7 protein-coding genes and 1 pseudogene are annotated in these 12,802 nt (G+C 59.4%); 6 read left to right on the forward strand and 2 right to left on the reverse strand.

Annotated features, from left to right (window positions below):
- Positions 1–244 precede the first annotated feature (244 nt).
- The 3 genes and pseudogenes from HY282_04075 to HY282_04085 all read left to right on the forward strand — a co-directional run bounded on the left by HY282_04075 (position 245) and on the right by HY282_04085 (position 5,783).
- Entirely contained in the window at positions 245–1,162 is a 918-nt protein-coding gene (locus tag HY282_04075) for an ABC transporter permease (protein MBI3802919.1), read from the forward strand.
- A 96-nt stretch (positions 1,163–1,258) separates the two neighbouring features.
- Positions 1,259–2,053: pseudogene (locus HY282_04080) on the forward strand (ABC transporter permease).
- Positions 2,054–2,399: 346 nt separating this feature from the next.
- Positions 2,400–5,783, forward strand: coding sequence for a PAS domain S-box protein (locus HY282_04085; protein ID MBI3802920.1), 3,384 nt, complete (start codon positions 2,400–2,402; stop codon positions 5,781–5,783).
- A 23-nt stretch (positions 5,784–5,806) separates the two neighbouring features.
- Here HY282_04085 and HY282_04090 read toward each other — a convergent pair whose 3' ends face one another.
- A complete protein-coding gene (locus tag HY282_04090; protein ID MBI3802921.1) occupies positions 5,807–9,289 on the reverse strand; it encodes a translocation/assembly module TamB domain-containing protein in 3,483 nt (1,160 codons plus the stop codon).
- Complete coding sequence (locus HY282_04095; protein MBI3802922.1) at positions 9,286–11,079, reverse strand: outer membrane protein assembly factor; 1,794 nt, start codon at positions 11,077–11,079, stop codon at positions 9,286–9,288. Before HY282_04095 ends, HY282_04090 begins: the two co-directional genes overlap by 4 nt.
- A gap of 352 nt (positions 11,080–11,431) precedes the next feature.
- On the opposite strand from HY282_04095, the gene HY282_04100 reads away from it, so the two are divergent.
- The 3 genes from HY282_04100 to HY282_04110 all read left to right on the forward strand — a co-directional run bounded on the left by HY282_04100 (position 11,432) and on the right by HY282_04110 (position 12,800).
- The gene (locus HY282_04100; GenBank protein MBI3802923.1) at positions 11,432–11,905 is read left to right on the forward strand and encodes a MarR family transcriptional regulator; all 474 of its coding nucleotides are present in this window, start codon (positions 11,432–11,434) and stop codon (positions 11,903–11,905) included.
- Positions 11,906–11,908: 3 nt separating this feature from the next.
- Positions 11,909–12,280 (forward strand): rhodanese-like domain-containing protein, encoded by a 372-nt coding sequence (locus tag HY282_04105; protein MBI3802924.1) that lies wholly within the window; start codon positions 11,909–11,911, stop codon positions 12,278–12,280.
- Between the two features lie 76 nt (positions 12,281–12,356).
- Positions 12,357–12,800 carry a DoxX family protein gene (locus HY282_04110; protein MBI3802925.1) on the forward strand — a complete coding sequence of 148 codons (444 nt, stop codon included), beginning with the start codon at positions 12,357–12,359 and terminating at the stop codon, positions 12,798–12,800.
- Positions 12,801–12,802: the final 2 nt, after the last annotated feature.

Consider the following 12,802-nt stretch of genomic DNA (forward strand, 5'->3'; position numbering starts at 1 on the left):
CAGTCCGCACTGCTCTTGTGCGGTCGCGCCGAGTTCGGCCGCAGGGGGGCCAGGGGGTTCCACCCCCGGCGTCTGGGGAAGCCGGAGGGGGCGCGACGAGGCGCCCCCACGGTGGGGGGCGGGGTGAAACCCCACGGCCTTAATGCAGTGAGATCCACCAAAACAGCCCCGCTCTATATTAAGCCCCCCCTCGAAATCCGAAACTCTGGACTTCAATGATCAGAATCGCTACACTGTCCAGATGATCCTCACCTTTATTCTTCGTCGGCTTCTTTGGGCGATCCCCGTTCTCTGGGTCGTGGCGACGCTCACCTTTCTGATCATGCACATCGTCCCCGGCGGGCCGTTTGATAAAGAAAAGAAGCTTCCCCCCGAAATCAAAGCAAACGTCGAGGCGAAGTATCATCTCGATCAGCCGCTCTCCAGACAATATCTCCTCTACATCGAAGGGCTGCTCCGCGGCGACCTCGGCCCGTCGTACAAATATTTGGGACGGACGGTGAACGACGTCATCGCCGATACCTTTCCGGTGTCGATGCAGCTCGGCTTCCTGGCGCTCAGCTTCGCGCTGATTTTTGGACTGATCGCCGGGATCCTCTCCTCCGTGACGGCCCACACCCTGTGGGACCGGGCCAGCATGTTTTTTGCCACCGCCGGCGTCTCCACCCCCAACTTTGTTTTGGGGGCGCTTCTGATCTATTTCTTTTCGCATCGCTATAAAATTTTTCCGCCGGCCCTGTGGGAAGACCCCCGGCATGCCGTTCTCCCGGCGATCGCCTTGGGACTGGCCCCGGCCGCCTACATCGCGCGGCTCGCCCGATCGAGTATCTTGGAGACTAACCGACAAGATTACGTCCGGACCGCCCGGTCGAAGGGGCTCTCGGAAACAGCGATTCTCTTTCGGCACATTTTGAAGAACGCCATCACACCGGTCGTCACGATTTTGGGACCGCTCACCGCGACCCTCGTGACCGGCTCATTCGTGGTCGAATTCATCTTCTCCGTTCCGGGAATGGGGAAATATTTCATCACGGCGGTCACCAACCGGGACTATCCGCTGATCATGGGGGTAACCCTTCTTTATGCCGTCCTGATTGTGATCGCCAACCTGCTGGTCGATCTGCTCTATACGCTCATCGATCCCCGCGTGAGGCTGGAGTAGCCATTGGAAAAGGGAGAAGACCGATTCTGGAGAAGATTCCGGCGGGATCGGATCGCCCTGGCGAGCCTCGGGTTGATTGCGCTGCTGATCGTCGTCGCGGTTTTCGGAAACGGGATGGCCCCTTATCCCTATGATCTGCAAGACACCGCGGGGGCCCTTTCTCCTCCGAGCCGCCTTCATTGGATGGGAACGGACGAGCTCGGGCGAGACCTTTTCTCCCGGTTGATCTACGGCACCCGGGTCTCGATGTCGGTCAGCTTGTTGACTGCCTTCTCGGCATTGATCGTCGGAACCCTCTACGGCGCGCTCTCCGGCTACATTGGGGGGAGGACCGATAATCTGATGATGCGGGGGATCGATGTCCTGTATGCCCTTCCCGATCTCCTTTTGATTATCTTGATTACCGTCGTGATCGGCCGCGGCGTGCTCGGCGTCTTTTTGGCCTTGAGCCTCGTCGGGTGGATCACCGTGGCGCGGCTGATCCGGGGGGAGGTCCTTCGCCTCAAGGAGCGCGCTTACATCGAGGCGGCCCGCGCGATCGGCGCGACCCATCTTTCGATTCTCTTTCGGCACATTCTTCCAAATACCGTCGGCGTCTTAATCGTCACCTTGACCTTCCGGATTCCGTCGGCGATCTTGGCCGAATCGACCCTCAGCTTCATCGGCCTCGGATTGACCCCGCCGGCGGCGAGTTGGGGAACGCTGGCAAATGAAGGATGGAAGGCGCTGAAGTTTTACCCCCATCTGATCATCTTCCCCAGCCTCGCGATTCTAATCACGATGCTCGCCTTCAACTTTCTCGGCGACGGCCTTCGCGATGCCCTTGATCCGAACCGTTCGGACGCCGTTGATCCGGTCCGACCGTCGGGGGGGCCGGCACCGACACGCTGAGGCCCCTTCCGCAGCCGGACGCAAATAAAGGTAGATGAACCCGGCTCCGCTGCGGTCGGCGCTTCTCTGCCGGGTCGCGTCGGTCAGGCCGGGTCCCTTTCGATTCAAAATCGAACTTCCCTAATAGAAAAGACGTCTGCGCAAATGCATGTAATCCATTTTATCCATTTTATTTTCGACAGAATGCCGAGAGAGGTTTGTTTTTTATTGAAATGTTTTTTTGTTTCGTTCACAATATCAATTCGGGTCTCTGCTGGTATATTTGCCCGACCTGAATAGCGGAATTGCTCCAACAGGATGTGGATGATCGACTGAGCTGTTTGACGGTTTATCATAGGGAGCAGAGATGATCTTTCTTCTTTTTTTTGCGGGGGTTGTCCTTCTCCTATCCGGATCGCTCTGGGCCGCACTGCGGCAGGGGAAAGCGCCTCCGCAGACCTCCCATCCTCCCTTCCATCCGATAGACCAGACTCTCAACCGGATCGACGAGGCCGTCGTCGTCTCCGATGCGGCGTGGACCCTCCTCGACTGCAATCCGGCCTTTACCGCTCTCTTCGGTTATACCAATGCTGAGTTAAAGGGAAAGACGCTCTTCTCCCTCTTCGCAGCGGAGGCCGATTTGCCGGAAGGTCGGCCGGATAGAAACGTCCCCTTGACCATCCTCCGCTACCGAAAGCGGAACGGAGCGGTCTTTCCCGGAGAGACCAGCTTCTCTTATCAGCAACACGCCGACCCCCGTTTCAATCGCATCATCGCCTTGGTGCGGGACGGGACCGAGCGGGTGGAGGCGGAGGAGAAAATCAAACATCTCAACGAATCGCTGGAGCGGCGGATCGCCGATCGAACCGCGCAGCTCCAGGCGATGAATACCGACCTTCAAGCCGAGATCAATGATCGCAAACGGATCGAGCGCCACCTTGCCGCCGAGCATGCGGTGACGCAGATTCTGGCCAAATCGAGAGCGCTGACCGAGGTGGCCCCGAGAATCCTTCAAATCCTCTGCGAAAACCTCGAATGGGATCTCGGCCTCTTTTGGATCACGAACGATCAGGTGCGCGTCCTCACCTGTATCGAAAGCTGGAGCCGGGCATCGATCAATGCGATCGATGCCGCCCCCTTTGAGTCGACCAACCGGGAGAGCCTCTTCTGGCCGGACGAGGGGCTTCCGGGACAGGTCTGGACCGACGGAGAGCCGATCTGGTTGCCCGATATTGCCGAAGCCGACAATTTTACCCGGAAGGCGAGCGCGCAACGGGCGGGACTCCGCGCCGCGCTCGCCTTTCCAATCCGAGGGAGAACGGGCGTCTCCGGAGTGATTGAGTTTTTCAGCCGCGAGGTCAAACGGCCCAATACGGAACGACTACAGCTGCTGTCGAACATCGGAAGCCAGATCGGACAATTCATCGACCGGAAAGAGTCCGAAAGAGCCCTCTGGGAAAGCGAGACGAGAAAACGGGCGATCTTGGCGGCGGCCCCCGACAGCATGATTACCATCGATCACGAGGGGACGGTGTTGGAGTTCAATCCGGCGGCCGAGCGGATGTTCGGCTATTCAAAGGGAAGCATCCTCGGCCTGAACATCGCCGATCGGATCATCCCGCCGCATTTGAGAGAACGCCATCGGGAGGCGATCGCAAGATACCTCGCGGCGGAAGAAGGATCTATTTTGAACCGGCGGATCGAAACAACGGCGATGCGGGCCGACGGAACCGAATTTCCGGTCGAGCTGACGATCATCCGGATTCCATTGGACGGGCCGCCGCTGTTCCAAGGATTTCTTCGGGACCTGACCGAGCGAAAGGAGATCGAGGCGAAACTTCACCAACGGGAGCGGCGGTTCCGGGCGCTGATCGAGCAGAGTTCGGATGCGATCGCGCTGGTGACGGCGTCCGGGACAACCCTCTATGCCAGCCCGTCAACCTCCCGGCTGCTCGGCTATTCGATCGATGAATTCATCACCAAAAAGGTATTCGATCTTATCCATCCCGAAGACCAAGAGCGGACCCGCCTCCTTTTCGGTCGGTTGATTCACGAGCCGGGCCGTCGCGTCACGGCCGAATACCGGATTCGGCACAAAGACGGCGCCTGGCGCTGGATGGAAGGGATTGCGACGAACCTGATCGAGGACCCCGGCGTCGGGGCGGTGGTGGTGAACTACCGCGACATCACCGATCGGAAGCGGACCGAGGAGGCGCTGGCGGCGGAGAAGGAGTGGTTGGCCGTTACCCTCGGTTCTATCGGAGACGGGGTGATGGCGACCGACGTCGCCGGATCGATTCTCTTCATCAACAAAGCGGCGCAAGCGCTCAGCGGTTGGGGGGCGGAGGAGGCGATCGGCCGGCCGCTGCAGACCGTCTTTCGGATCGTCGATGAAAGGAGCCGCGCCAAGGTCGAAAATCCGGTTCAAGAGGTCCTGGAGACCGGGGAAGTGGTTGCCTTGGCGAACCACACCCTCCTGATCGCACGCGACGGGAAGGAACATGCCATTGCCGACAGCGCCGCCCCCATTCGCGATCGAGAGGGAAGGATCATCGGGGTCGTTTTGGTCTTTCGGGATGTCACCGAGAAGGAGCGGATGGAAGGGGAGTTCCTCAAGACGAGCACGCTGGAGCCGCTCGGAATTTTGGCGGGAGGGGTCGCCCACGATTTTAACAACATCCTCACCTCGATTCTCGGAAACCTCTCTCTGTCGATGCTCTCCATTGATTCCGACACCGATCTACACCGGCACCTCACCCAGGCGGAGAAGGCGTCGAATCGGGCGCGCGACCTCGCGCAGCAGCTGCTGACTTTCGCCAAAGGAGGAACGCCGGTGAAGAAGACCGCTTCGGTGGTCGACCTCCTCAAAGAGTCTTCGAACTTCGCCGTCCGAGGGTCGAACGTCCGATGCAGTTTTATATTGGATGAGGCGCCCTGGCCGGTCGAAATCGACGAGGGGCAGATCAGTCAGGTCATTCACAATCTCATCCTCAACGCGCAGCAGGCGATGCCGGAGGGGGGAACGATCGAAATTAAAGCGGAGAACCGTTGGGTCGAAGAGGAGGAGAGCCGAACCGTTCCGCTGAAAGAGGGTCCTTATCTCCGGATCTCGATCCGGGACTTCGGGGTCGGGATGCCGCGCGAGCACCTGATGAAAATTTTTGATCCCTACTTCACTACCAAAGAGAAAGGGACCGGGCTGGGACTCTCTACCTCCTATTCGATCATCAAGAAACATGACGGCCACATCGAGGTCGAATCGGAGCTCGGATCGGGATCGACCTTCTCGATTTACCTGCCGGCGCGGCCCGGCGCCGCCATCCAGGAGATGGAGAAGCCGACCGAGCTCTCCGCGCTGAAAGGGGAGGGGAGGATCTTGGTCGTCGATGACGAGGAGGGGATCCGTCACGTCGTCGGAGAGATGTTGCGCCACCTCGGCTATGAGGTGACGGCGACCGGCGAGGGGGCCGACGCCATCGAACGTTACCGTCATGCCAGCGAAGCGGGCCGGCCGTTTGATCTCATGATGATCGATCTGACGATCCCCGGGGGGATGGGAGGAAAGGAGGCGGCCAAAAGATTGCGGGAGATCGATCCGCAGGCCCGCATCGTCGCCGTCAGCGGCTACAGCAGCGACCCGATCCAATCCGAGCTAAAAGATTCAGGCTTCAGCGGATTCATCCCAAAACCGTTCAGTTTGAACGAATTGGGGCAGATGGTCAAAGAGGTTCTCGCAAAACAGCCAGAATAGGCAAAATGACGCGCGATCGAAGATCAGTTGTACTCCTTCGTATAGAGCAGGTCGATCCCGTTCACGTCGCCGCTCTCCGCCTTCAGCGTCAGAATCCGATTGATCTTGTACCGGACCAGCAACGTATTCTTCTCCTCAAAGATCCCGATCCCATAGCTGACATAAAACTTCGGCGAGAGATATCGACCGACGACCAACGTCGCGCTCTGGAACGAATTCGTCTGCTCGTCGGTCTGGATTCGAACCTCATCGACCCCGAGCGCCCGGCCGACCTTTTTGGCGACGAGGTCTCCACCTTTTAATCCAAGCGCCGACACCGCATTGGTCAACAGACTTCCCTCCGATTTGTTCGCTTGATTGAGCGGATGTCCGAGCAACAGGTAGGCGAGCGCTTCACTCTGCTCCATCGGAGGGTCGGAGAAGACGGTCGTCTGCGGGTGCTTCGCCGTCCCTTCGATATGAAGGCCGACGGTGATCACGGTTGCCTCGGGAATCTTTCTCACCGCCCGAATATCGAGGCCCGGATTGTCGATCGGACCGGAGAAGAGGAGCCGGCCGTTGTCGATATCGAGCTTCTGTCCGTAGGAGCGGTATTGCCCCTCCAGGATCTGCAGCTCTCCTTCTCCGAGCGTCGGCCGATTCGGCGCCTCGGTCGCCAGCAGATGTCCGGCCAGCCGAGCGGTCAGCCCGAACCCTTTGAAGGTCACCTTCTCTCCGAGCCGGATGCGGACTTGGGAATGAATTTCCCAAGGAGAGGCTGTTTCGGATCGGACATCGGTACCTTTGGGCGCCGCGACGATCACCACATCCTCCGAGACCTGGACCGCTCCCTTCGGCAGCTCTTTCAGCGTGATCGCCCCCTCCGGAATCAAAATCTCCCCCTCGACGTCGACCCGATGCCCTTTCGATACGATCGTCAGGTTGGGCGAGGTCAAGAGGTGCGCTTCCGGAAGGTCGACCGACTCGAACCGGTCGCCTTTGATCGACAATCGGATCGGCCATCCCTCTTGGGGATTGAGGAGGAGCTGGCCGTCGATTTGGATCGTCCCCGGACCGGAGAACGCCTCGGCATGGAGAGAGAGGATCCCCTCGTCTCGACTTCGGATTTCAATCTTCGCCTGTCGAAGATCAATCCCTGCTTTTGGCAGACGGGTCGCACCCTCTTCCAGGAGGATCTCTCCTTTCACCTTCGGCTCGGCCGGCTTTCCGTGGAAGGCAAGATTCACCTGAACCTTTCCTTGCGGCTTCTCGATCATCGGGGTCAGGAGGGCGATCAGCTGCAACTGATCGAGATGGGCATGGAGCTCTCCCTCGAGCCGGCCTTCGTGCCAGTCGGGGAGAGCCGGGGAGAGGGCGAGCTGCGCGCGGAAACCGCCCTGGCCGACCAACGTCAGTGCCGCGTCGGCCTGCAACCGCTGCTCTTTCAGGCTCACCAGGATCATCCCGTCCTGGTAGGGGACGGTCAGCGATTCCTTCTTGCTGATCTGATGAAGGAGGGTGCCGGGACGGGGGATCAGCTTGGCCTCCCCTTCCAACCGCTCTCCCTCGCCGGAGGCCGACCAACTTCCATCGACCTCCCCTTTGAGGGAGAGGGCCGCGGGGAGCCACGGCTTCAAGAGATCGAGCGAAATCTGTTTCAACTCGCCGGCCGTCTCCCAAGCGCCGGCTTTTTCCCACTTTCCGGTCGCACAGAGCCGCGCGCGCTCCTGTGTAAAACAGGTTCGTTCCGTCTCGACCGATTGGGCGCTCAGGGTCAGGGAGACCGGCTGCGCCAGGCCCCAGCGGCCGGCGACCGGATCGCGCAGCTCAGATTGGGTCAACTTTCCCTGCCACACTGGTTCACGCCAGCCTCCGTCCATCCGAACGATCAGGCCGCGCTCTCCGGCGTCGACATCGAGCTGCAGTTGATGTTTCGCCACCGTCCCCTCTCCCCGGAGGCTCGCCTGGTGAACAGCCTGCCCGGCCGCCGCCAAGTCATTGAGAAGGAGGGCGACGTGTGAGGCGCTCTGATTTTTCATGTCGATATTTAAATCAAGACGAAGCGCTTTGAGCTGAACGCCGGCCGCATCAATGGCGCCCCCTTCCGCATGCGCTTTGATCAGCGGGAGCGCTTTCGCCCCTTGGACGGTTCCGTCGGCGACCAGCCGCCCCCGGGCGCCGGGGTAGAGCGCCAGGAGATCGGGCGCCTTAAGGCTCCAACGGAGGTCCCACCGCTCGGCCATCCGGCCCGCCGCCTTGAGGGAGGCCGATCCCGACTGAACAAGAAGTTGATCGACCGAATAGGCTCCCTCCCGGGCCGCCGCTTGAACGCGGGCGGAGAGGGGATAGCCGCGCAGCCTTCCGGCGAGGCGGGTGAGCTGGACCTTTCCTTCCGACGTGCCGTTCACGAGCCGACCCTCGGTCGCGATATCGAACCCGATTTTTCCCGGCCACTCGGTCCATTTCACGCCGGGGTTGAGGTCGGCGCCGGAAAAGGAAAGCTGCCATTGAACCGCCGGCGTCCATCCGAACCGGCCGCTCCCATGCATCGTTCCGTTGAGGGTCGCAAGGTCGAGCCGTTTGAGGACAAACTCATTTTGATTTCCGGTTCCTTCCAATCCCAGATCGGAGGCCGGGATCTGTGCGCCAGCGACGGCGGTGTCGAGGGAGAGACGGTAGTCGTCGATTCCGCCGACGAGGTGATAGCTCCCTTTGCTGCTCTCGACCGAGGCGTCACCGCTCGGCGGCCATTGAAGGTGCTCCCACCCGCCATGAAGGTCGAACGTCGGGGAACCTTTTTGGTATCCGATCGCTCCCTCCGTCCGGAGATAAAAGGGCTCGGTCAGCTCGTGCAGCAGCTGGGCGTTTTTCAGATCGCCTTGAACCTTCCCTTTTCCCCGAAGGGTGAGGTCGCCGGAGGGGGCGGCGCTCCAGTCGACCGCCGCCTCGATCGGCGGGTTCTCTTTCGGCCGAAGCGCCCCTTGCAGCGCGACTTCAAAGGCGGGGGCGTTCACCCGCAACGATTGAATGGCGATGCCGTTTCGATCGGCGCGTCCGGCGAGGGAGATTTGGTTGATCTCCCTCGGTTCGCTTCCCGGCTGCACGAAGGTGATCGATGAGACCGTCGCCTCTTTTATCACAACGGCGACCGGAAGATTGAGGGAGGGGAGGGAGATCTCGCCGGGGGGGGTGGTCTTTGGCGGCGCGGTTTCGGTCTGCTCGTAACGAACCCCTTCGACCGAGAGTCTCTCGAGGCTCACCTCACCGAAGAGAAGGCGACTCGGCTCCCACCGCAACGACGCGTCGTGGATGCTGAGATGCATCCCGTCGCTCCGGTAGTCGATCTCCCGGAGGGTGAGGGGGCTGAGCAGCGTCCCCTCGATCCGCTCAATCCGGAGGCCGGAAACTCTCGGAAGCGCTTTGGCCAGCAGCCACCGGCTTCCCGGCTGCGTCCCAAGGAGAAAGAAGAGCGCCGCCCCGACCAGAATCACGAATGCGATCAAGGCGCCGAGCATTTTTCGCATCATAGGTCGGGCCCCATGTTGACATGCAATCTAAGTGAGATTCCCGGCTCGCGGAGGGCATAAGCGACATCGATCCGGATCGGCCCGACCGGGGAGAACCAGCGGAGGCCGACCCCGACGCTCTCCTTCAATGGATCGTCGAAGTGGTTGATCGCATTGCCGAGATCATAAAAAACGGCGGCGGCAAAGCTCTGCTTGATTCGATGATCATATTCAACACTCCCGATCATCAGATAGCGTCCTCCAATGACATCGCCGAGGTCGTTTTTGGGGCCCAAAACATTATAGCGATATCCTCGGACGCTCAAATCGCCGCCGGCGAAAAACCGAAGAGAGACCGGCAGCTCGTTAAAATTGGAGACACTCGTCGCCCCCAGCTCGCTCCGGAAGAGAAGTCGCTGCCGGTTGCCGAGCGGATAGATGTATTTCGCATGAATTTGGCCTTGCACCATTCGGACGTCGGAGCCGAGCGCCCGGTCGGTCCCCTCGATCAAAAAGGTGAGCCGGTGGCCCTGCGTCGGATAGACCGGATCGTTCGAGCGGGTCCGCGTCCAGGTGATGCCGGGGAGGACCAGATGGGAGATTCCGTTCTGGTCGCTGATCCGAAAGGTCTCATATTGATAGTTTAAAAAGATCGTTTCAATCCACCCGTTTGACCGGCCCTTGCTCCGGCTGACGCCGACGAGCCCTCTTTTGTTCTCCGCGATTTCGGTCCGCTCCTGCAGAAGGCCAATTTGGAATTTGAGTTTGTCGGTCGGCGGATAGGAGCGCGGGACCTCGTAGGTCGCGCTGACGCTCTTTCGAAGGACCGAGAGCTCCGTCTCGGCGCGGAATCGGTGTCCCCACGGGTTGATGTAGCGATCTTCCCAGCCGAAACTGACCCGCGGCCCGGTATCGGTCCCATACCCGATCCCCGCCGAGAGCTGGTACTGTTTTCGGGGGGAGACCGTCACCTCGAGGGGGACCAAGAGGTCCTCTTTTTCCTCCTGAAGGGGACGGATCTCCACGGTGTTGAAATAGTCGCTCCCGCTCAGCGCACCGTTGAGCTCCAGAAGGCGGTTGGTGTGGTAGGGGGTTCCCGGTTCGAACAGAACGAAGCGGTCTAGAAGATGGATGCTGAACTCCTCTTTCTCCTGCTTGAAGCGGACCCGGCCCAATCGATATCGCGGCCCGGTGTCGTAGTGAAGCACAATGTCGGCGCTGTTTTCTTCCAGATTGACATCGATCCGATGGGTCGTAAACGCGGCGTCGAAGTAGCCTCGCTCGGCAGCGAGATTCTGAAGCGTTGCCTTGACCTTTTCATAGTCCCCATGGTCGAGCTGATCTCCTTCGTGAAGGGGAAGTTTTTTCTCCGCCTCCTCAAAGGCCGGATCTTCGGCCCCCTCCCCCAGAATCTCCAGATCAATCTGTTTGATCCGCACCGGAGATCCGGGATCAATGTCAAATCGGGCCCGCCAGCCTGAATCGGTCTCGGTCAGCTCCGAGTGAATCGTCGGTCGATAATAGCCGAGGGCTTGGAGCGCTTTTCTTATTTCGTCGGGCGCCTGGTCATAAAGCCGGCGGACCGCCTCTTCGGTCGGCGGGGAGGGAGGATGCTCCAGGCTGAGGTAGGCGTGGATGTTTTCCAACAACCCTTTCCGGACCCCTTCGATTTCAACATCGACCCGCTCTTTTTTCTCTTTCGCCGAGGCCGAGAGAAGCACGGTGAGATTGATGAGGAGAGCAAGAGCGGTGAGGAAGAGGAGATCCCACCTGAAGGAGCGTCGATTTGGGTCTGTTTTGCCGGTCTTCAACAGTAATGTCGTCTTTGAACTCAGGGGCGCTTCCGTCTCAGCGTGAGGAGAACGGATGAAATGTGCAAAAGGGAGGGGGATGCCGAGAGTGCGCCCATCCTGGGTTCAACGTCTCCATCCGAGCGCCAAGCGCTTCGGTTTACATTTCTATCGTACTACAGTTGGGGAGGGGAGGGGAAGGATCAGGCTGACTTTTCTTGTCTCTCGAATCAGGACCGCGACTTTCCTTTAAAGAGAAATAGGGTGAGGCTCAGCCATAAAATTTATTTATAAGCCCCTTGACATTAGTCCTAATTAGTACCATACTAATAAGTACGATATACATTCTCTGGAGGTGCGAATGGGTCCGACCATGAAAGATCCGGGAGATGAGCCGTTCTTAAAGGTGCTCCGTCCGCTGGTGGAGACTTACTTTGCCTTTGTCGGAAAAGACCAGCCGCACATCCGTTCGCTCGGATTGACCCTCTCGCAATTCGATGTCATTGCAACCTTGGGGGATACAAAGGGGTTGACTTGCAAACAGCTCTCGGAGAAAACGTTGGTCACCAAGGGAACGTTGACCGGCGTTCTTGATCGTCTGGAGGCGAAGGGGCTGGTGGAGCGGGTGCCGTCCCAAGAAGACCGGCGGGTCACGATCATCCGGCTGACCTCCAAAGGGGAGAAAAAGTTTCGAGAGGCCTTTCCAAATCATATTTGTTATCTCAAGCCCTATTTTGAGAGGGCGCTCAGCACCGCCGAAATGAAAACGCTCCGGGAGCTCCTGCTTCGTCTGAAGGAGAGCTTCGAGCGGGACGAAATGAAATCAACCACAAAAAAGGAGGGATGAACGATGGCCACCCAAGTAAAGGTAAACGATCCGGCAAAAGCAAAAGAGTATTTCGCGGCCAAAATGACCTTCACCACCGGCCCGATAGAGTTGGAGCGGGCGATTCGGGCCAACGAGGTGAACGTCGTCGACGTTCGCGCCGCGGATGATTACGCGGAAGGACACCTTCCCGGCGCCGTCAATCTGCCGAAGGACCGTTGGCAAACGCTGGAAGGTCTAAGAAAAGATAAAACGAACGTCCTCTACTGCTACTCGCAGGTCTGCCATCTCGCCGCGGCCGCCGCGGTGGAATTCGCCGACAAAGGGTTTCCGGTGATGGAGATGGAAGGGGGCTTCCGCGCCTGGAAAGAACACGAGCTCGATATCGAGAAATAATAAAAGCAACATCACCGCGGCGGCGGGTCGCAAACCCGCTGCCGCATCAACACACCATCCGGTGGGGAGGTCGGTTATGAAAGCGCTGTTTCAGACGGACGATGCTTGGTCGAGCCTGATTCTTCGGGTCATGATGGGATTGATTATTTTACCGCACGGAGCGCAGAAGCTCCTCGGCTGGTTCGGCGGTTTCGGCTTTTCGGGGACGATGGGGTTTTTCACCGAGAAGATGGGGATCCCCTGGATCATCGCTCTCCTGATCATCCTGGGAGAGTCGATCGGCGGGCTCTTGCTCATCTCCGGATTCCTGACCCGCTTCGCGGCGCTCAGCCTGGCAGTCATCATGGCCGGCGCCATCGGGCTCGTTCACTGGCCGGCCGGATTTTTCATGAACTGGCTCGGCCAGCAGCCGGGCGAGGGATATGAATACCATCTCCTGGTGATCGCCATCTGTGCCGCGTTGGTTTTCGCCGGCGGCGGGCGCTGGTCGATCGATCGAGAGATTGCAGCAAAGGCCTGATC

The organism is Candidatus Manganitrophaceae bacterium, assembly GCA_016200325.1.
Lineage (GTDB): Bacteria > Nitrospirota > Nitrospiria > SBBL01 > Manganitrophaceae > Manganitrophus.

Bases quoted from the DNA above. Each gene is read 5' to 3' on its own strand.
- HY282_04090 (MBI3802921.1), bottom strand. From the start codon at position 9,289: ATGATGCGAAAAATGCTCGGCGCCTTGATCGCATTCGTGATTCTGGTC.
- HY282_04105 (MBI3802924.1), top strand. From the start codon at position 11,909: ATGGCCACCCAAGTAAAGGTAAACGATCCGGCAAAAGCAAAAGAGTAT.
- HY282_04100 (MBI3802923.1), top strand. From the start codon at position 11,432: ATGAAAGATCCGGGAGATGAGCCGTTCTTAAAGGTGCTCCGTCCGCTG.
- HY282_04085 (MBI3802920.1), top strand. From the start codon at position 2,400: ATGATCTTTCTTCTTTTTTTTGCGGGGGTTGTCCTTCTCCTATCCGGA.
- HY282_04110 (MBI3802925.1), top strand. From the start codon at position 12,357: ATGAAAGCGCTGTTTCAGACGGACGATGCTTGGTCGAGCCTGATTCTT.